A 20629-nucleotide genomic window follows, 5' to 3' on the forward strand; every position below is an offset into this window, starting at 1 on the left:
AATTCATCTCTGCATATTATCACACTGTTTCATATAGAGTCTACATTATTCCATATAATTATTAAAACTATTCAATTATTATTAGAATGTAAACGATTAGCAAACAACATAATTTATAATTTTGGGAAATCGTACTATTAGCGCTATAAGGGGGTTGCTATGGCTATATACATCGATAAAGAGAAGCTTTTATTCCATTTACAAGGCAGCAATACAAGTTATGTCATGCAGGTTATACGAGGTGGTTATTTATCCCATCTGTATTGGGGAAAGAAAATTCAGAACTATCGGGGGAGCAATAAAATCATCTTTATGGATAGAGGATTTTCGCCCAATCCCGATGGCGAGGATCGAGCCTTTTCACTGGATACCATCCCGCAAGAATATCCGTCATTTGGGAATAGTGATTTCAGGATTCCTGCGTATCAGATTCAATTGGAGAATGGTTCTACCGTGACCGATTTCCGGTATAAAGAACATCGGGTTTTCCAAGGCAAACCAAAATTGAAAGGGCTTCCTTCTACGTATGCAGAGGATGATGGCGAAGTAGCAACACTGGAAATCGTCCTTGAAGACCCATTAATTGATGTAAAGGTTGTACTATGCTATAGCCTATATCAAAAGCGGGATGTCATTACCCGTTCAGTCCGTTTTGAGAATGAAGGTCGGCAACAGCTAAAACTGCTTAGAGCGTTAAGTGCTAGTGTGGATTTCCGTGATGATGAATACGAACTCATTACCATGTACGGTGCGCATAATAATGAGAAAAATATAGCAAGGCGAAAAATTTTACCCGGAATTCAAATGGTAGACAGCTGCCGTGGAGCTAGCAGCCCTCAACAGGCACCCTTTATGGCACTTGTAAGAAAAGGTACAGATGAAGAACAGGGTGAAGTGTACGCCTTTAATCTGGTGTATAGCGGGAACTTTACGGCCCAGACTCAGGTAGACTCCTATCGGAACACAAGAGTCACGATGGGGATTAATCCATTTGATTTTACATGGCTGCTTGAACCGGAGGAATCGTTCCAAACGCCAGAAGTGGTCATGGTATACACCGAAAATGGCTTGGGCGGTATGTCGAGAATTTATCATGATTTATACAGGAACAGATTATGCCGTGGGCCTTTTCGTGACAAGGAGCGGCCGATCCTGATTAATAACTGGGAAGCTACCTACTTTAACTTTGATGCCAACAAGATTGAGCAGTTGGCGAAGGAAGCTCAAAGTGTGGGAGTGGAGCTGTTTGTATTGGATGATGGGTGGTTTGGAAAACGAGATGATGACAATACTTCATTAGGCGATTGGGTGGTGGATCGTCGCAAACTTCCAGATGGATTGCCGGATCTTGCAAACCGCATTCGAAATCTGGGTATGGAGTTTGGTTTGTGGTTTGAACCTGAAATGGTATCCATAGACAGCGACTTATACAGAAAGCATCCCGATTGGTGTATCCATGTCCCTGATCGTCCGTATACGTTGGGAAGAAATCAGCTTATGTTGGATTTATCGAGGAAGGAAGTGTGTGAGTACGTTATTAAATCGGTTTCCGATATTTTATCGGATGTTCCAATTACTTATGTAAAATGGGACATGAATCGTCACATGACGGATGTAGGTTCGGCAGCCTTGCCACCTGAGAGACAAAGGGAGACTGCGCATCGTTATATCCTGGGACTCTATAATATTATGGAAGAGCTTACATCAAAGTTCCCCAATGTCTTATTCGAGAGCTGTTCTAGTGGAGGAGGCCGTTTTGATGCCGGCATGCTCTATTACATGCCTCAGACCTGGACGAGTGATAACACGGATGCCATTTGCCGACTGAAAATTCAATGGGGAACAAGTCTTGTCTACCCGCCAATTACCATGGGGGCACACGTTTCCACAGTACCCAACCATCAAGTAGGTAGAATAACTCCCTTGGAGACAAGAGGTTATGTCGCCATGGCCGGGAATTTAGGATATGAGCTGGATTTGACGACATTAACCGTTGAAGAAAAAGAAGTGGTGAAAAAACAGATAGCTCTATATAAAGAAATGAGATCGCTCATTCAGTTTGGAAATTTTTACAGAATGATTAATCCGTTTGATGAAAATGAAGCCGCATGGAGCTTTGTGTCAGAGGATCAAACGGAAATGGCGGCCAGCTATTTCAAGGTTTTATCCCAACCCGCTGCCGCGATTAAAACGTTAAAATTCAAAGGTTTGAATCCAGACTACGTTTATAGAAATGTAGAAACCGGTGAGCTGTTCGGCGGTGATGAATTAATGCATGTTGGCATAACGCTTGCCAGGGTGAAGCAGGACTTTTTAGGCATGTTCTGGAGATTTGTTAAAGAAGAGATCTGATTCAGCTAGAGGAGGGTTTACTAGATGGAAGCAAAAGAAAAGCGGTATAAGCACATTTCTCAAGAAATTTTAAAATATATCGGTGGTGAAGAGAACATTATCGGTGTGGCCCATTGTGCCACAAGATTAAGAATTGTACTTGAGGACAATGAAAAAGCGGAATTAAAAAAGATTGAAGATATTGATCTGGTTAAAGGTGTTTTCATAGCGGGGGATCAACTGCAGATCATTTTTGGAGCAGGGTTGGTCAATAATATCTATGCCGTGTTCTCCAAACTGACCGGAACGGAAGATATGTCATTAAGTGATGTCAAAACGAAGTCCGCACAAAAGCAAAATCCTTTTCAAAAAGCCATTAAGTCGCTGTCAGATGTCTTCATTGAGATCATGCCAGGAATTCTCGCCGCCGCATTGTTAATGGGGATAACCGGACTATTAGGACAGAAGGGGTTATTTGGTCCTAAATCAATTGTGGAGATGTATCCAATTTTTCAAGGGATTAATCGCTTTGTTCAAATCGTTTCCACGGGTATTTTCACCATCCTGCCGCTGCTTGTTGTTTATTCTGCAACCAAGAGATATGGCGGTCGTCCTATTCTGGGGCTTGTGCTGGGTGCGATTATGCTTCATCCAGCCTTGGCGGATGCTTTTGAGGTAGCTAAAGGGAGTCAAAATCCGGAATCGATCAGTCTTTTTGGCCTTCCCGTACAGTTGGTTGGATTTCAGGGTGGTATTATAATTGCTCTAATGATGGGATATGTGGTAGCCAAGTTGGATCAGTTTTTCAACAAAAAGGTTCCAGACATGATTAAACTATTTTTGGCTCCTTTGCTGACGGTCTTTGTTTCTTCCCTGCTATTGTTCACGATTATCGGCCCTCTTGGACGAGAGTTGGCCAGTCTGGTCACCGTTTCGCTGCTTTGGATGACGCAAAATCTTGGAATATTCGGTTTTATGTTTTTTGCAGGCATTCAGCAGATCATTGTTATTACAGGCTTACATCATGTTATGGGTGCGGTAGAAGCGCAGCTGTTAACCGATACAGGCAGAAATTTTATCAACCCATTGGCATCAGTAGCTTTGATGGCTCAAGGGGGCGCTGTATTGGGATATATTCTTTTGAATCGCAAAGACACTAAAGTTAAAGAAATGGGTTATTCTGCATTCGGGTCTGTACTTTTTGGAATCTCGGAACCAGCGATCTTCGGGGTCACATTAAAGTATAAGTTCCCCTTAGTTGCTGGATGCCTCGGAGGAATGGTTGCGGGAGCGTATGTATATTTAAGTAAACTGACAGCCATAGGATTCGGAACCACGGCTCTTCCGGGCTTTGCAATTGCAGCGTCAGATAATCACGGCCATATCAATTATCTTGTCGCTCATCTTATTGCCCTGTTATGTGGATCATTATTTACCTTGGCTTATGGTGCTATCAAGAGCAAGAGGTCACGAGCCTGAACCAAAAGAACATTAGCAGGTTGAAAAAATTAAGCTTTTATGAAAACGGTTAAAGGAAGAGAATATTTGTGGAATGGACAAGAGAGCATAGATGAAAAAGTAAAAGGGCCATCCTCCGTCGTTATAAACGACCGAGATGGCCTTAAGTTTACATAAGTATGCATGTACATTCGTTAAAGCTAATCGATGCCACCATCGCTTTCAATCAGCCCTTTGCCGATTACATTGGCCGAAACCGGAGCCTTGCCGAGCTCCCGAGACCATATGGACAACTGCCCAAAATGGTGGATTTGGTGAGCAATGACATGACGCATCACCTCGCCCCAGGCATCAATTACAATTCTACCATCCGGGAGGTGAGCTTCAAACCTTTTCCGTTCCAGATCATCATGCCAGGCGAGCACGAACGGCTCGACATCGAGTCGAAACTTCGCATCCAGCTCACGGACCTTGTCGAGCGTATCATACAGAGAGAAGTCCTCCTGAAAATCGGGTTTGCCCTGAATCGTTTGAATCCAGCTCCACTCCACGTCAACTATATGGAAGAGTGTCTTTAGAATGCCGCCGACTCCGCCGACGCGTTGTTTCAGTAATTCCTCCTGCGACACCTCTTCACACCAGCGGTACCATTGTTCCCGAATCAACCAGTTGTAACGAAAAAAAGTCTGCATCCATCAACCTCCAGAGCCATATTTGAGAATCATCTCCACCAGTTTACCATGGAATGCCAAAAGGGCTGTCTCATTCGTAGAAAATCTACTTTTGAGACAGCCCTTTATTATAGGATAAGAATGTTGCTACTGGCTTATTTCTTTGCAGCCGCGTAACGTTTGTTGACTTCATCCCAGTTGATTACATTGTAGAAAGCTGAAATGTAGTCTGGGCGTTTGTTTTGATATTTCAGGTAGTAAGCATGCTCCCAAACGTCCAGTCCAAGTACCGGAGTCAGACCTTCGAACAGCGGGCTATCCTGGTTTGGAGTACTAGTGATCGCCAGTTTGCCGTCTTTGCCGACAACCAACCAAGCCCAGCCGCTACCAAAACGAGTTGTAGCTGCTTTACTAAAGTCCTCTTTAAATTTGTCATAGCCGCCCAGTTCATTGTTGATTGCTTCAGCAATTGCACCTGTTGGCTGTCCGCCGCCGTTAGGACCGATAACTTCCCAGAACAGGCTGTGGTTGTGATGTCCACCACCGTTATTGCGAACCGCAGTGCGGATGCTTTCAGGAACGCTGTCCAGATTAGAGATCAGATCCTCCAGGCTTTTGCTTTGCAGTTCGGGAGCGCTCTCCAGAGCTGCGTTCAAGTTCGTAACATATGTGTTATGGTGACGATCATGGTGAATTTCCATTGTCTGTGCATCAATGTGCGGTTCCAATGCGTCTTTTGCGTAAGGAAGTTCTGGTAATTGAAATGCCATAGTAAAATCCCTCCTGGTTATATGGTTGGGTAAGTGTTCCTATGTAATAATACCCTCGACAGTTATATTAAACCGCATTCGGCCTATTTTTTCAACATTTTTGTTTGTAAAATAGCAAACTGGGCAATACGGCCTGGTAGCTAGCATGTCCAAAAACCCGCTTGAAATACACAATATATAGGCAATAAGAGGTAAATTGTGAACATTAAAATGTAAACGCTTTATATACAGCGCTTACATGAGAAAAAGGGATGTATTCCGTCAAAAAGTATGGTTTAATGGTCAAGGAAGCAGAAATTTCGGCTTTTTTGTCGTCTGCTATAAGCTGTCATGTCTATGACATGACGAACTTGAGGGCATACACCCTTTTCCTGTTCTTCATTTCATATATAGCAGATCGTATGCATTTTTATCATAATGCCTTGTGATTAACACCATGATAAGAAATTTAAGGATTTATGTAAAAATGACGGTGCTGTCTCAATTTTTTTATTATGCTTACGAAAAGGGAGATATTACTTATGCACGTTCGTTCCTTTCAATTAAGTGATGTGAACTCAGTAACGGAACTCATGCAAATTGCCTTGTCAGAGGAGTGCTACAAAGAGACGGTGAGAGCGTTTGCCCGTCAGCTTTCGTGGGATTCCGGTTTGATCATCGTTGCAGAAGAAGAGGGAGAGATCGTGGGTGCTTTGATCGGCACGATCGATCAGAATGATGGTTGTTACTATCGTATCGCTATTCACCCGGATCGTCGTCGGATGGGAATCGGCAAATCGCTTGTGGAGTCCATGGAGCAGCGTTTTCAGCAACGTAAGGTTAGCCGTATTTGGGTAGCAGGGGACAAGCATAACAGTGTGGCCATGCCTTTGTACGAAGCGATGGGCTATGGAGCAAGCCAGATTTTACAGGCTTTTCAGAAGCTGAGTATTTTGGCGCCTCATTAATCGGGAATCGAAATAAAGAGAATTGAATAACATTAAGTATAATATTTACATTTAGAGCATATCTGAGTAACCGTTGCAATCGGGTACGGGATATGCTTTTCTATTTATATATATGCTGTGCTGAAAAGTACATGTTGCGCCACTACGCAGATGGATGGTGCTTCCCATCGCTGTTGCCCCCAGATTTCTTGAATTAAAAAGTATAGTGGTAGAAATTTGGGGGCAAAGGCGAACGCTTACGCTTGTCCAGCACCATTCCGTCTGCTCCGTTAACATTTTATCGATTCAGCATATATAACAGGGTTGAGGAGGTTTAATTATGGACGCTTTGGCTCCTTCGTCAGGCCCGCCTCCCTCGCCGGAAACGTCCAAACAAGCAGGTCGCTCTGGTTACATACGCGATTGGTTAGTCACTCTTCTGATCGCTATGGTCGTCTTGCTGCTTCTGAACCTGTTTGTATTTAACTTGTCCACGGTTAGAGGACATTCGATGCAGCCGACGCTAATGGAAAGCCAGCATTTGTTCGTTAACAAGCTGGTTTATAATTTTCATGATCCGGGCAGGGGGGACATTGTGATTTTAAAAGATCCCGATTCCAAGCTGTCGAGCCCAAGATTTTTAGTGAAAAGAGTCATAGGTATTCCCGGAGATGTAATCCGAGTTGAACATAATCATTTGTATGTGAACGGTGAACTGCTAAATGAACCTTACACCAACTCTGACGTGGAGGATGGTGATTATGGTCCTTTTACGGTGGAGCCGGGGCACTTTTTTGTCATGGGAGATAATCGCCATACTGCAGCAAGCAAGGATAGCCGCTATTTTGGCAGCATTAAATCTCAAGATTTACTGGGACGTGCAGAATTTATATTTTGGCCGATATCTGAGTGGAAATGGCTATAGAGCAACTAAAGTCTGAAATCAAGGAAAGGAAGAGGATGATGAAAGAAGTGATGGTATATACCGACGGTGCTTGTTCGGGAAATCCGGGTCCTGGGGGCTGGGGGATCGTTTTGCTGTATGGGGAGCATCGTAAGGAGCTGTCAGGTGCCGAGAAAATGACGACAAACAACCGTATGGAGATTAAGTCCGTGATTGAAGCACTAAAGCTCCTCAAGGAGCCTTGCCATGTGAAAGTACACAGTGACTCTGCCTATGTCGTCAATTGCTTCAAACAGGGCTGGATTAAGAACTGGCTTCGTAATGGCTGGCGCAACAGTAAGAATCAGCCAGTGGAGAATAAGGAATTATGGGAAGAGCTGTGGGAACTGATGGGTAAGCATGAGGTTGAATATGTGAAGGTTAAGGGGCACAGTGACAACGAACTGAATAATCGCTGTGATTTTCTGGCGACCAGTGCTGTTAAAAATTTACGGTAGCATCTGCTGCTATTTTCTGTTGAAATTTGAGATATGAGAATTTTGCAAATCCTCATATCTGTAATGATAAAAAGTGGAAGAGAGGTGAGTATCGGATGCAACGCGGATTGACTCAGGCGGCTGCCGGAACCGCTTCGACTTGGGCTTCGCTCAAGCAGGAAATTATTGAGGCAGCTCCAGGGCTGGGTATCGACTCCATCGGGTTCGCATCCGCCGACCCCTTTCTGTCTCTGAAAGCTATATTGGAAGAGCATCGTGCGAAAGGCTATGAATCCGGCTTTGAGGAGCCAGATATTGATAAGCGGATCTACCCGGAGCTGTATGGCTCACAGCCTGCATCTCTGATTGCAATTGCGGTGGCGTACCCTTCCAAAATGAAGGACCCGCCGAAGTCGGACAAGGGAAAGTACCGTGGTATTTTGGCGCGTTCAGCCTGGGGAAAAGATTATCATCTGGTACTACGCGAAGCGATGGAAAAGCTTGAGGCTTTTATAAGCGAGCGGGTGCCTGATGCCATTATGAAAAACATGGTGGATACCGGAGAATTGTCGGATCGAGCCGTTGCGGAACGGGCAGGGATTGGCTTTAGCGGCAAAAATACGATGATGATTTCACCGACACTGGGATCATGGATTTATCTAGGTGAGCTATTGACGAACATTCCTTTCCAGCCAGATGAACCGGTAACGGAGGGTTGCGGCGAATGTACCAAATGCTTGGATGCCTGTCCTACGGGCGCGCTTGTGGGTCCTGGACAGCTGAATGCCCAGCGGTGTGTATCCTTTTTGACGCAAACGAAGGGCTTTCTGGATGAGGAGTTTATGCGGAAGATAGGGAATCGGCTGTACGGATGTGATACCTGCCAAATGGTATGCCCTAAAAATCGGGGGCTCAACTGGGATCACCATCCCGAGCTTACACCCGATCCTGAAATTGTGAAGCCGTTGCTGCTGCCGTTATTGGATTTGAGCAACCGTGAATTCAAAGACCGATTTGGTCAAAGTGCGGCGGCTTGGCGGGGGAAGAAGCCCATTCAACGCAATGCAGTCATTGGACTGGGCAATTTCAAAGATATCAGTGCGGTGCCCAAATTAACGGAGATTTTATTGGATGATCCGCGTCCCGAGCTGAGAGGCACGGCGGCGTGGGCTTTGAGTCGAATAGGAGGGGAAAACGCTATGACAGCGATCAAGCAAGCATCAGAGAAGGAACAACATGAGCAAGTACGCGAAATGATCGCGCAAGCGCATTCCAAACTAGAGGAACAAGAGCAGGCAGAAGAGCTAAAGGCACCTGAATTATCAAAATCAGAAGTAACGGCCGGGGATTCACAGAGTCCAACCACCATTTATTATGATGAGATGGAGACACCTGTGGGCACGTTAACGCTGTGCGCTACGAATCGGGGGCTGTGCCGAATAGACTATGGCGTTTTTCATGCGAAGGAAGCACTGCTTCAGCAATGGGCCCGAACATGGATTGGGGAATACGTCTATGTGCATGAGCCGGAAAAGCTGCGCGAAGCCGCGGATCAACTGCGTGAATATTTTGCGGGAGAACGACGGGAATTCAGTATAGCCTATGATTTGAGAGGCACTCCTTTTCAAGAGCAGGTATGGCGTGCACTGCAAAGTATTCCATACGGACAAAGTGTGTCCTACAAAGATATTGCGGAATCGATCGGACGAGCCAAGGCGGTACGTGCTGTGGGTGGAGCCAATAACAAAAATCCGTTACCCATTCTGTTTCCATGTCACCGGGTATCGGGTGCTAACGGAAGTTTGGTCGGTTATGCTGGAGGCTTGCCAGTTAAGACGAAGCTGCTGGATTTGGAGAAACAATAAGGACATATGTTTGCAAAAAGTGATTTGCTAGCTGTCCCATGTTTTGCTATGATAGGTTCGTGTGTAATTCAAGATGTTTCATATAAATATACAGAGGTGACGACTTCGTGGTGTGGAATATTGTCATTCCGATTATTACCCTGATTGCTGGTTTGGTTGGGGGATTTTTCATCGGTGCTTATTATCTTCGTAAACAGCTTGAAAAGATGCAAAACGACCCTGAAACGCTGCAAAAAATGGCTAAACAGATGGGTTACAACCTGAATGGGAAACAAATGCAAAAAGCCCAGCAGATGATGAAGAACCAACAGTTCTCCAAAAATCAGCCTGGTCCGCGTAAAAATCAGGGCCGTCGGAAATAATGAGCAACGTGAGTACGGATGCCGCATGAGGTTGCTGCATAGAGGAGGATTACTGTGGCTGGCGTAAAAGATTATATTAACCGCAAAGCTGCGGATAACCGGGATAAAATCGAGTACCATGTGGAGCAGATTTTACAACTGATCGGTGAGGACCCCAAGCGTGAAGGGTTGTTGGAAACACCGGCACGCGTTGCGCGCATGTATGAGGAAATATTTGCGGGTTATGAGGTTGATCCCCGGGATGCGTTGGGTGTGACATTTGACGAGAATCACGAGGAGCTTGTGATCGTAAAGGACATCGTCTATTACAGCCAGTGTGAGCACCATATGGCTCCTTTCTTCGGAAAAGTGCATATCGGCTATGTACCCAGCGGCAAAATTGTAGGATTGAGCAAGCTTGCACGCCTGGTAGAGGCGGTGACTCGCCGATTGCAGGTCCAGGAGCGTATTACATCACAGATTGCTGATATTTTAAATGAAGCGGTCTCCGCTCACGGGGTTATGGTAGTCGTAGAAGGCGAGCACCTGTGCATGTGTGCAAGAGGTGTCAAAAAGCCTGGTAGCAAAACAGTAACGTCTGCGGTACGCGGTACGTTTCGAGATGATGCAGCGCAGCGCGCAGAGTTTCTGTCGCTACTCAAGGATTGATCGAACATCGCGTACGTCTATGTGATGAACAAAAAAAGGGTGGTTTACGCATAGGCGTAGCCACCTTTTTTTGTTAACATCAGGATAGGTGGACGATGGAGAAAACAGCATAGCTGCCTTAAAAATTACAATTAGCCTATGGATAACAGTTATTTTTAAGATAGGGGATAACGTATGGATAATGTACATAGATCAACAGAAAAAACAACAGCTTTGCCTGAGTTGCAGTGGTTTGAAGCGCCACTGGCGGCCACTCAGGAGGACGTTTTGTCTCCGCTGGCTTGGGAGGAGCTGGCCTGTCGGCAAGTAGGGAAAGGAGCTGCACCCATTTTGCATCTTTGGCGGCATCCGTCAGCGCTTGTGATCGGTCACCGGGACCGGAGGCTTCCCTACGCCCCACAGGCAATGGAGCGAGTGCGCAGCACGGGAACTTCTGTATGCGTACGCCCCTCAGGTGGAGCAGCCGTCATGCTGGACAGGGGGGTACTGAACCTGTCCTTGATCCTGCCGAATCCACAGCGGGCCATCAGCCTGCATGAGGATTTTCGGCTCATGGCAGCGCTAATTGCCGATGCGCTGGTTCCGTGGTCTGGCGAGGCGCAGACCGGAGAAATCCCCGGGTCCTTCTGTCCCGGGGATTACGATGTCAGCGTCCGGGGCCGCAAGTTTTGCGGCATTGCACAGCGACGTCAAGCCAAGGCGTATATCATCACAGCCTTCGTGATGATTGAGGGCAGCGGTGCAGAGCGTGCACAGGCGGTACAGCAATTCTATACAGAGGCAGCCGGAGATACGTCGGCAGGCGTGCAGCAGCAGGATTACCCCCGGGTGGATCCGGCAACGATGGGTAGCCTGGCAGAGCTGGCTGGAGTGCCGTCTGTTGAGGCGTACACGGCATCTCTGCGCCGTGTCGTCGAGAGCCAGACAGCCATTTTACCTGCCGATAGCTGGCTGGTACAACCGGAAGGATGGACCGAACAAATGGCAGCGCTCAGAGAGCGATATGATTTGCAGGTGTAGTTTGTCTTTAGCTTAGAAGCCTATTAGTGCGTGTTCAAAAAGTCGGCTTTTCAGGACCGAGAAAGTTGGATGAAGCTAGGGACTGAGTAGCGGAGCGTAGACAGATCTACGTGAGCAACGGAAGGCCCGGCTGAATTCAAGATTCGACGTCGAATCCGCTTCTTGAGTAGCTTCGTTATGGAAAGACGACTTTTTGAACAACCTCTAGAAGGGTTGCCATCTTAGCTTGGAGGCTTGATCGTAGCGTGCTTCCACTTCAGGCCAGTTAACGACATGCCACCAATCCTCAATGTATTTGTTGCGTTCGGCCTGATGCTTTAAGTAATATGCGTGTTCCCACACATCTATCGCCAGCAGCGGAATGGACTCCCATTGAGTCAGATTCTGGTGCTTTTCGGCCTGCAAAATTTCAAGTCGTCCCGCGCGCGGACTCCATACCAGGATAGCCCAGCCGCCACCCTCGACCTTTTCGGCTGCCGAACTGAATTGCTTTTTGAATGCATCGTAACTGCCAAAATCCTTTTTAATCTGTTCAGCCAGTGGCCCGCTTGGGTTGCCACCGCCTTGAGGACTCATGATCGTCCAAAAAAGAGTATGCAGATAATGGCCTGCGCCGTTGAATGCCAGTTCGCGTTCCCAATGTTTTACGAGATCAAAATTACCTGTTTTTCGGGCTTCTTCCAGCTTCTTTTCCGCTTTATTCAGGTCATTCACATAGCTCAAATGATGCTTGTCATGGTGAATGCGCATCGTTTTTTCATCAATATACGGTTCAAGCGCATTATAGGGGTAAGGGAGCGGTGGGAGTCGATGTCCTCCAATAGGAACCGACCGGCCGATTGAGGTTTTTTCAGTTGCCGAAGGTTGAGCCTGGCTGGATTTGACGCCTTTAGTCGTCCATGTGCCTTCTCCCCTTATGCCTGCCTGCCGTTCTCGAAACGCTTCCTCTGGGTAATTCTCACCCTCTGTCGCTACATGATACAACCCAGCAGCCCTTGCGATGGAGCCAGGTTCTTGAAAGGGGGTTGTCGAGATCAGGAAATATTGGCTTTCATGTGCCGCGTGTAATACAACTCCAGCGGATTTTGGCTGCTGACGCAATGCATGACTGTGCTCGCTCAGCAGACCGAGCTGCCGTACATACTCCTGTGACTGACGGTTTGCGGTTTGCAGCAAATCGTCCAATCGACGATTTAATTCTTGTGAGTCAAGCTGAGAGTTTGAGGCAGACTCTGACGATGGCATCTTTACAGATGATGATCCGTCTAATCCCCTTGACTGTTTTGAAGGTTCAGTGAATTCGTGTGTATGTGCTTGTGGGGCAGCCGACAGCTGTTTCCATTCCTGATGCCACGCTTGATCTGCCGGATCAAGTGCGCTCCGTTGCTCTTCAAGCAACTCTATGGCGGTGCGTTCCGTCTGTTCGAATACAGTCCGCCAATCATCCAGCAGCCGTACATAAGTAGGCTCCAGTCCCTCGGTAGCGGATTTAATCACTTCCACATGCCAACTTTCCTGCTGCTTCCAATGCCGAATTTCCTCCAGCACACGTAAGGGCAGGAAAGACCCATAAGTACTCAGCATCGTTTTATACCTCCCGTATCCCACTATGGCTATCCGGCGGATCTGGCAGATCTGCCCTGGATGCATACGTACCCAGTATATTCGCTGTCCTATCGGGAATATGTCTATGAACTCGCTTAATCTGGTCACATCTGTTACGTAGAACAAGAATACCATGGTAAACGAAAAAGAAGCCCAGCTACGGAGCGGGTTAGTGTCCGTAGGCAGGCTTCTTCAAGGTGAAGAATTAAATACAGTTTTTTTGAAAAATAATTCTTTACTTCGTAGTCGTTTGTTTGTGGGCATCAGCGATCGTTTTCTTGTCCTCCAGCTCCTGTACACTGCTTAGAAACGTCGATACCCGCCGTAGATATTCACGGGGATGCTCTCTGAAAATAAGCTCATGTATCCCGTTTTTGACAATCCATACACTGGAAAGTGGGTTGGTTTGATTGGCAGCGAGCTTTTCCGCAATAGGATAAGGAGCCTTTTCATCCTGTGTACCATGCACAAACATGATCGGGAACGGATAGTTTTCCTTTTTAACCTCCTGATATGGAATCTGATGCAAGCTGGTGCCGTTCAAGACTGGAAACAGCAACTCCAGAATTTCCAAAGAGGGATGTCTTGGCAGGTTAATTTGATTGTGAATGTTATGGTACAGCGTATCCGGCTCCAACAGGAAAGTGCTGTCCAAAATCATTGCGTCCACATCCTTGGTTTGCAAGCCCGCCTGAAGAGCGGTTCCTGCCCCCATGGAGAAGCCCCATACGATAATCTCCGACGAGCCGCGTTGCTTCGCAAGCTGGATCGCTCCGAGAAGCTGCTGGGATTCCGCTTTGCCTCCGGTTGCGACTGCTTTGCTGTTTTGTGACGCGAATCCATAATCGAACATGACCACATTAAAGTTCAAACTGTGGGCATAATGCGCCAGATCATACATGGGAATCCAGCTTTCTTCGCGGTTAGCTCCATAACCATGGCTGAAAATAATCGTTTTCCGCGATTGATCCGCCGGGATATACCAGCCTTGTACTATGCGGCTACCATCCTTGGCAGGAAAGCTGACTTCCTCATAAGGCATGTTTTTGGCCTGCATCGGATTAGAGTACAGCGGCGCGACGGTAGGATTCGTAAGTACCCATGCGATGTAAGCATGCAAGGCAATAAAACAAAACAGCAGAAAAAAGACGACCGATAGCAGCAGAGCAATCACAACGTGCTTGAACCGCAGCAGACGGGGATTAAAGAGTGGGGTGGACGGCTCCTGGACAGCGGTCTGTAGCTGAGAGTTGCGCTGGGATGTAGAAATCATGTAAGAGCCTCCTTATATAAAATTGATCTTCGTTTCATAGAATTTAGGTATAATTCCACTTGAAAATGATAGTGTATATCCGTATAGATACCTATTATCGTATGATGGGGGTTATCCAAAGTCAACGCCTGAACCGGAAAAGTAAAAATGATGCAAAGAATTGTCGATGTTTGTTCTCGTTCTGTAATATGGTTGTCACAAAAACATCGGTTTACAGTAGCCGCGACTATTCTATATAATTTATGTAACCATGTTTCATAGTGTGAAACGAATATGGATACAAGAGGAGCGGTTCACGAATGGAAGACCGTAAATTAACCGTTCGCGCTGTAGAGCGTGCACTTGATATATTGTTGTGTTTTACCGCAGATTCGGATCTTGGCCTAACGGAGATTGCCTCCAAAATTGGTCTACATAAAAGCACGGTTCATCGGCTGCTGACTACGTTGGAGGATCGGGGCTTTGTCGTTCGGAATGCCGAAACGGAAAAATATCGACTTGGCTTCCGAATTTGGGAGCTATCCACACATTTGTCCCAAAGTGACGAGCCGGCGGTGTTGTTACAGCCTGCAATGGAAGGACTGCGTGACCGTCTGGGCGAAACGGTCAGCTTGTACTTACGGGACGGCAGCATGCGTATTCGCATACAAGCCGTGCAGAGCAATCAGGCGATCCGCAGGGTTGCGCCTGTGGGTGCGCGTATGCCGCTGGCTGTAGGAGCCTCCAGTAAGGTGCTGGCTGCCTTTATGCCGGCGCAGGAGCTGAAAGCCCTGCTAAGCGGGAATGAATGGCCGCCCTCGGTAGATGCGGAGGTCTATAAAGCCCAGCTGCAGGACATTCGCGAGAAGGGCTATGCGACCAGCTATGAAGAACGGGAGCCAGGAGCCGCTGCTGTGGCAGCACCAATTGTGAACCGGAAGGGACAGGTCACTGCGGCTTTATCTGTATCCGGTCCGGTCAGTCGGCTTGCACCCGAGACGCTACATGACTTTGCTCCGATTTTGATCGAAGCGGCGAAGGAAATGGGGCTTATGCTTCCGTAACAAGAATGAATGCAGTTGAAGCAAGCAAAGTGATTTGATGAGGAGCGTCTTCTTGCTAAATGGAACCTAGAAGGGTTGCCAAAGCCATAAATTTGAAGTAGTCTGATAAGGATGGCGAGATGTCTGCTATGTCCGCCTCATGTGAATAGAAGTATTGCAGTTACTGGGGGAGCCTGTAATGCCGGGCTGAGATGGAATCGTGTAAGATTCCGGACCCTTTGCACCTGATCTGGATCATACCAGCGTAGGGAAGTAATCGGCCATTGAAATGTATACGCAGCTGCTGTCTACGGTGACGCATTGGAATAGGATTATTCCACATGTGCACGGTTTGGATAGCTGCCTCGTTAGATTAGCCGGTTCCCTGGGGAACCGGCTTTTTTGCATAGATCAGTGCCACCCTGGGAATGGTTCCGGATCGGTGTGTCATTTCATCGAAACGGGAGGAATGGACAATGAAGCCGACAGAAGTAGAAGGAACAAAAGGAACAGAATTGAAATCAGCAGAAGTAAGGTTGGCAGGAACAAGGGAAGTTGAGGTAGAGAGAACAAACGGGAAGCAATCAAGTGGGGTAACGCCCTTTCCAGGGAGCCGTAAGGTATATATTCAAGGCTCGCGGCCGGATATTGCCGTGCCAGAGCGCGAAATTGCTCTCCATCCTACACATACGCCACAGGGTACAGAGCATCATGAGCCATTGCGTGTGTACGATACAAGCGGTCCCATGACTGACGAAGCCTATCAGGTCGATATCCGTCAGGGTCTGCCTCCACTACGGCGAGCTTGGGCACTGGAACGGGGCGATGTGGAGGCTTACGAGGGACGCGCCGTCCAGCCGGAGGATAATGGACTGAAACCTGGTTCCAAACGGGAGACGGTGGAATTTCCCGGCGTGACCAACCGTCCGCTTCGTGCTACGCAAGGGCGTACAGTGACACAAATGCATTATGCACGACAAGGGATCATTACGCCCGAAATGGAATTTGCGGCCATCCGCGAAGGGGTGGAGCCTGAGTTTGTACGGCAGGAGTTGGCTGCTGGACGAGCCATTTTGCCTTCGAATATCAATCACCCGGAAAGTGAGCCGATGGTCATTGGGCGTCATTTTCACGTGAAGATCAATGCGAACATTGGTAATTCTGCGGTTACCTCCTCGATCGAGGAGGAAGTGGAGAAAATGACCTGGGCTGTGCGTTGGGGTTCGGATACAGTTATGGACCTGTCCACAGGCCGTAATATCCATACCACACGTGAATGGATTATTCGGAATTCTCCTGTACCGATTGGGACTGTGCCGCTGTATCAGGCACTTGAAAAGGTGAACGGCGAAGCAGAAGCGCTGACGTGGGAGTTGTATCGCGATACGCTGATTGAGCAGGCGGAGCAGGGAGTGGACTATTTTACAATTCATGCGGGTGTATTACTGCGGTATATACCGATGACCGCGAATAGAATGACGGGAATTGTGTCCCGTGGCGGGTCGATCATGGCAGCCTGGTGCCTTGCGCACCATCAGGAGAATTTTTTGTATACACATTTTGAAGAAATCTGCGAAATTATGAAAGCCTATGATGTGGCCTTTTCTCTCGGGGATGGTCTACGTCCAGGTAGTATCTATGATGCGAATGATGAAGCACAGTTTGCAGAGCTGGAAACGTTGGGCGAGCTAACGCAAATCGCATGGAAGCATGATGTTCAGGTCATGATTGAAGGGCCGGGACATGTCCCTATGCATAAAATCAAAGAAAATGTGGATTTGCAAATGGAGATTTGTAAGGAAGCTCCTTTCTATACCTTGGGACCGCTCACGACGGATATTGCCCCCGGATATGATCATATTACCTCAGCCATCGGGGCGGCGATGATCGGTTGGTTCGGGACGTCCATGCTGTGCTATGTTACGCCTAAGGAGCATTTGGGTCTGCCGAATAAGGATGATGTCCGCGAGGGTGTCATTACCTACAAAATTGCGGCACATGCTGCCGATCTGGCGAAAGGTCATCCACGGGCGCAGCAGCGGGATGATGCTTTGTCCAAGGCACGCTTTGAGTTCCGCTGGCGGGATCAGTTCAATCTGTCGCTTGATCCCGAGCGGGCCTTGTCCTACCATGATGAAACGCTACCGGCAGAGGGAGCCAAGGAAGCACATTTTTGCTCGATGTGCGGCCCCAAATTTTGTAGTATGCGCATCACACAGGACATTCGCGCCTATGCAGCGGATAAGGGGCTGAACACCGAAGAAGCAGTAGCCGCTGGGATGCGTGAGAAGGCAGAGCAGTATCGGGATGGCGGTCAGTAAAACGAATGTGTGAGTTTAGGAACGCATGAATCAAAAAAAGCCGTGGTTCTCTACAGTCGATGTAGGAAACTACGGCTTTTTGGCTTATGTAAAGCTAGTCATGCAACCGGATAAACGGCGCCTTATTTTTTACCCATTTTTTCATTCAAAATGTCCTGAAAGCTGAGCTTCTTCTCCGAGCTATCTTCTTTCTTCTGCATACTCACCGCGTTGGCACGTTGGTATTGGTGGTGAAAGGGCATCAGGGTGTGGACGGTTAAGTTCATTGTATTCATGTAGATCATTCCTCCAATTCCATATTGTCAAATTCAGATTGAGTTGCTTTGGACGTCTGTATAGGACTATTTGTATGTACTTGATGTCGTAATGCTATGTAGGTTGCTTGGTTATGTTTCAATCATTATACCCACATTTTTTCAAAGTAAAACGCTTTTGACATAAAACAGGAAGATGGTCATATGTGTCCAAAATGCCGATTAGGAGGATGGTCGTTTTAGGGGAAAATGTGCCTAGGTCTAAAACAAGGGCTTGAGGCCCGTTTTCTTAGTTTAGTAGTCGGGATTGTGTTTTTTTGTCGAATAACCTTGTAAAAGGAGGATTTTGCGGAATCCTCAAGTCAGGATTGAGGCAGTCTGGTGGCGAATTAAAGTGTCAAAGTTGTATTGACTTTATGTTTGGTAGTAGATACCATGAACTGGTTGTCAGCGTATTTTGACAACAAGAGTCAGCCAATCGATCTGGCGATTCATCCTTTGAAATGTTAGAGAGAGGATTAGAGCATATATGAAAAAATGTATTGCAGACATCGCATTTATTATTCTGGGTGCGTTTTTTTTCGCGCTAGCTGTTAATCTGTTTGTGATCCCGAATGAGTTTGGTGAGGGGGGCGTTACAGGGGTCACAATCATCCTGTACTATCTGTTTCAGTGGTCTCCCTCGATCGTTAATCTGGTGATTAATGGCTTGCTGCTGATTGTCGGATATAAATTTTTGGACAAGAGAACGACCTTGTACACTATAATTGCGGTCGCTTTTAACTCGCTGTTTTTACATTTAACAGTCAACTGGCGGATTGATTCGCATGAGCCGACGATTAATGCCGTTTTTGCCGGAGTTTTGGTAGGGGCCGGCATTGGCTTAATCGTACGGGTAGGTGGCACAACGGCGGGAACGGTCATTTTAGCCCGGATTGCCAACAAGTATCTAGATTGGAATATCAGTTATGGTCTGCTGTTTTTTGATTTGATTGTCGCATTCTCTTCCTATTTTATTATTGGCCCGGAAAAATTGATGCTAACTATCGTTATTTTGTACGTTGGTACGAAGGTGATGGACTTCATGATCGAAGGACTGAACCCCAAAAAAGCGGTCATGATCATTTCGGAGCACCAAGATAAAATTGCCGAGATGGTCATTACGAAAATGGATCGTGGAGTTACTGTCCTGTCAGGCCACGGTTATTACACTAAAAATCCAAAAGAAGTGCTGTATATCGTCATTAGTAAACAAGAGGTATCGGCGCTTAAAAAGATAGTGAAAGCCATCGACACAGCAGCGTTTATCACCATTCATGACGTGCGGGACGTGTTCGGAGAAGGTTTTCTGGATATTTCGAAGTAGCTCGCGTGCGAAGGTCAGGTTATAGGAGAATAGGGTAGGAAGTCGGTCCTGAGGGATCGGCTTTTTTGCTTTGAGATGTTTATTTTAATAATCGAAATAGAGTAGATAGATAATAACTTCTTTTCGAAACAGAAGAAAAGCTATTTTTTGTAAAAAAATATTGTGAATGTGACTTTGATCTCTTATTTTTTTGAAAAATATGCATTATGATCTGACAATAATATATATTTTATTAAAATATATTCATTTTTTATATTGAAGTGTTATAAATGCACTTACTTCTAAAATCAACTGAGAAACAGTTCCAAGTGAGGTTGTTTTGAGTGGAGAATAACTATGATTTAAAAAAAGAATTTAAAAAGCCGTGGATTCAGATTTCTATTTTATTTATTATATTGCATTTTATAAATTCATTTATTATATTGCCTTCAATGAACCCTCTAAAGCTCCCTTTAGCTTTTTTTATTGTGTCATCAGGAGCGATGATTATCTCTTTTCTTATTGTTGTCTTGTATCCAAAATTCTCGAAACATAGAGAACAATTTTCTGAAAATAATTTGGTTCCATATCGTAAATATGTTCCAGTGTGTTTGTTGTTCTAAATTTTATTTTTCTTTTTTTAATGTTACTGTATTCAAATGCTATTTACTTCAGTCCCTTAAATATAGTTTTACTGGTTTCAGCGATATCGCACTTAACAGTAGGTATCACATTCACTAAATTAACACCTAACCGTTTAATTGGTTTGAAGTTCCCATGGCTGCTTTCGAATGAAAAGGCATGGAAGAAGACGCATCGTATCTCTGCTTATATTGGATAGCCTTTGGCTTAATCGGGATCGCTATAGGATTAGGACAAGAAGTTAATGTGTATATGTTGCTCGCTTCTTGTTTACCGACGATGATTAGTTTTGTTACTTCTCTCTTTCTAAGCCATAGGTATAAAAATATAGACTGCTGATATCTGTATAATGCGGATCGATTTAGCATATTAGGGGGATTTCCATGAGAAGTAAATTAAATTTTTCTAATGTATTGTCTTTTCTTATTTCTGTTTTGCCTTTCATTATCTACCTTTTCATGTATCCGACAATGCCCAGGAATGTAGCAATCCACTACAATTTCAATGATGTGGCTGATCGTTTTGTTGACAAATCTTCCCCTGAGGTATGGTTGTTGTGTGGAATTAGCTTCATATCTTTTATGATTATGCTTATGCTCCAACCCTATTTCAGTCGTCAGTTCAAGAGCGAAGAAGGCTCTGCAATCATGGAAAGCCTGCCTGGTCTCTTCACACTCCTTATAACCCTAGTGTTCTCAGTTCTCGGCATATGTTTCCTTTTAAAGGCTTAAAGCAT

Annotated in this window: 19 protein-coding genes and 1 riboswitch; of the genes, 14 read left to right on the forward strand and 5 right to left on the reverse strand. The window is 46.1% G+C overall.

Annotation, left to right across the window (positions count from 1 at the left end):
• Window positions 1-159: 159 nt before the first annotated feature.
• A complete protein-coding gene (locus MKY35_RS03665) occupies window positions 160-2352 on the forward strand; it encodes an alpha-galactosidase (protein WP_342445623.1) in 2193 nt (730 codons plus the stop codon).
• Window positions 2353-2376: 24 nt separating this feature from the next.
• Entirely contained in the window at window positions 2377-3810 is a 1434-nt protein-coding gene (locus MKY35_RS03670; RefSeq protein WP_342445624.1) for a PTS transporter subunit EIIC, read from the forward strand.
• Between the two features lie 179 nt (window positions 3811-3989).
• Here the strand turns inward: MKY35_RS03670 and MKY35_RS03675 are convergent, their stop codons facing one another.
• Both MKY35_RS03675 and MKY35_RS03680 read right to left on the reverse strand, forming a co-directional pair.
• The gene (locus MKY35_RS03675; RefSeq protein WP_342445625.1) at window positions 3990-4481 is read right to left on the reverse strand and encodes a DinB family protein; all 492 of its coding nucleotides are present in this window, start codon (window positions 4479-4481) and stop codon (window positions 3990-3992) included.
• Between the two features lie 134 nt (window positions 4482-4615).
• Window positions 4616-5230, reverse strand: a complete 615-nt coding sequence (locus tag MKY35_RS03680) for a superoxide dismutase (protein ID WP_039270645.1) — start codon at window positions 5228-5230, stop codon at window positions 4616-4618.
• A 521-nt stretch (window positions 5231-5751) separates the two neighbouring features.
• Between MKY35_RS03680 and MKY35_RS03685 the strand changes: the two genes are divergently transcribed.
• The 7 genes from MKY35_RS03685 to MKY35_RS03715 all read left to right on the forward strand — a co-directional run bounded on the left by MKY35_RS03685 (window position 5752) and on the right by MKY35_RS03715 (window position 11431).
• Window positions 5752-6177, forward strand: a complete 426-nt coding sequence (locus MKY35_RS03685; RefSeq protein WP_039270647.1) for a GNAT family N-acetyltransferase — start codon at window positions 5752-5754, stop codon at window positions 6175-6177.
• Window positions 6178-6496: 319 nt separating this feature from the next.
• Window positions 6497-7081 carry a signal peptidase I gene (gene lepB / locus MKY35_RS03690; protein WP_029515784.1) on the forward strand — a complete coding sequence of 195 codons (585 nt, stop codon included), beginning with the start codon at window positions 6497-6499 and terminating at the stop codon, window positions 7079-7081.
• 38 nt (window positions 7082-7119) lie between these two features.
• The gene (gene rnhA, locus MKY35_RS03695; RefSeq protein ID WP_023986996.1) at window positions 7120-7557 is read left to right on the forward strand and encodes a ribonuclease HI; all 438 of its coding nucleotides are present in this window, start codon (window positions 7120-7122) and stop codon (window positions 7555-7557) included.
• 95 nt (window positions 7558-7652) lie between these two features.
• A complete protein-coding gene (gene queG / locus MKY35_RS03700; RefSeq protein WP_342445626.1) occupies window positions 7653-9401 on the forward strand; it encodes a tRNA epoxyqueuosine(34) reductase QueG in 1749 nt (582 codons plus the stop codon).
• A gap of 107 nt (window positions 9402-9508) precedes the next feature.
• Window positions 9509-9763, forward strand: a complete 255-nt coding sequence (locus MKY35_RS03705; RefSeq protein ID WP_013308742.1) for a YneF family protein — start codon at window positions 9509-9511, stop codon at window positions 9761-9763.
• 54 nt (window positions 9764-9817) lie between these two features.
• Window positions 9818-10411 carry a GTP cyclohydrolase I FolE gene (gene folE / locus MKY35_RS03710; protein ID WP_013308743.1) on the forward strand — a complete coding sequence of 198 codons (594 nt, stop codon included), beginning with the start codon at window positions 9818-9820 and terminating at the stop codon, window positions 10409-10411.
• A 174-nt stretch (window positions 10412-10585) separates the two neighbouring features.
• On the forward strand, window positions 10586-11431 hold the full coding sequence (locus tag MKY35_RS03715; RefSeq protein ID WP_342445627.1) for a lipoate--protein ligase family protein: 846 nt from the start codon (window positions 10586-10588) through the stop codon (window positions 11429-11431).
• Window positions 11432-11635: 204 nt separating this feature from the next.
• On the opposite strand, the gene MKY35_RS03720 is transcribed toward MKY35_RS03715, so the two are convergent.
• Both MKY35_RS03720 and MKY35_RS03725 read right to left on the reverse strand, forming a co-directional pair.
• Window positions 11636-13015 (reverse strand): Fe-Mn family superoxide dismutase, encoded by a 1380-nt coding sequence (locus MKY35_RS03720; protein WP_342445628.1) that lies wholly within the window; start codon window positions 13013-13015, stop codon window positions 11636-11638.
• 256 nt (window positions 13016-13271) lie between these two features.
• The gene (locus MKY35_RS03725; protein ID WP_307352489.1) at window positions 13272-14309 is read right to left on the reverse strand and encodes an alpha/beta hydrolase; all 1038 of its coding nucleotides are present in this window, start codon (window positions 14307-14309) and stop codon (window positions 13272-13274) included.
• A 299-nt stretch (window positions 14310-14608) separates the two neighbouring features.
• Here MKY35_RS03725 and MKY35_RS03730 point away from each other — a divergent pair, with 299 nt between their 5' ends.
• Both MKY35_RS03730 and thiC read left to right on the forward strand, forming a co-directional pair.
• Window positions 14609-15352, forward strand: a complete 744-nt coding sequence (locus tag MKY35_RS03730; protein ID WP_342445629.1) for an IclR family transcriptional regulator — start codon at window positions 14609-14611, stop codon at window positions 15350-15352.
• A gap of 155 nt (window positions 15353-15507) precedes the next feature.
• Window positions 15508-15620: riboswitch (TPP riboswitch) on the forward strand.
• A gap of 187 nt (window positions 15621-15807) precedes the next feature.
• Window positions 15808-17652 (forward strand): phosphomethylpyrimidine synthase ThiC, encoded by a 1845-nt coding sequence (thiC, locus tag MKY35_RS03735; protein WP_342445630.1) that lies wholly within the window; start codon window positions 15808-15810, stop codon window positions 17650-17652.
• Window positions 17653-17774: 122 nt separating this feature from the next.
• On the opposite strand, the gene MKY35_RS03740 is transcribed toward thiC, so the two are convergent.
• The gene (locus tag MKY35_RS03740) at window positions 17775-17927 is read right to left on the reverse strand and encodes a hypothetical protein (RefSeq protein WP_010348453.1); all 153 of its coding nucleotides are present in this window, start codon (window positions 17925-17927) and stop codon (window positions 17775-17777) included.
• Between the two features lie 508 nt (window positions 17928-18435).
• On the opposite strand from MKY35_RS03740, the gene MKY35_RS03745 reads away from it, so the two are divergent.
• From MKY35_RS03745 to MKY35_RS03755, 3 genes are all read left to right on the forward strand, one after another.
• Window positions 18436-19272 (forward strand): YitT family protein, encoded by an 837-nt coding sequence (locus tag MKY35_RS03745; protein ID WP_322251843.1) that lies wholly within the window; start codon window positions 18436-18438, stop codon window positions 19270-19272.
• Window positions 19273-19894: 622 nt separating this feature from the next.
• Window positions 19895-20092, forward strand: a complete 198-nt coding sequence (locus tag MKY35_RS03750; protein ID WP_342446596.1) for an SdpI family protein — start codon at window positions 19895-19897, stop codon at window positions 20090-20092.
• Window positions 20093-20276: 184 nt separating this feature from the next.
• Window positions 20277-20624, forward strand: coding sequence for a DUF1648 domain-containing protein (locus MKY35_RS03755; protein ID WP_342445631.1), 348 nt, complete (start codon window positions 20277-20279; stop codon window positions 20622-20624).
• Window positions 20625-20629: the final 5 nt, after the last annotated feature.

This window comes from Paenibacillus sp. FSL L8-0638 (genome assembly GCF_038593075.1).
In the GTDB taxonomy this organism is placed as follows: Bacteria; Bacillota; Bacilli; order Paenibacillales; family Paenibacillaceae; genus Paenibacillus; species Paenibacillus polymyxa_D.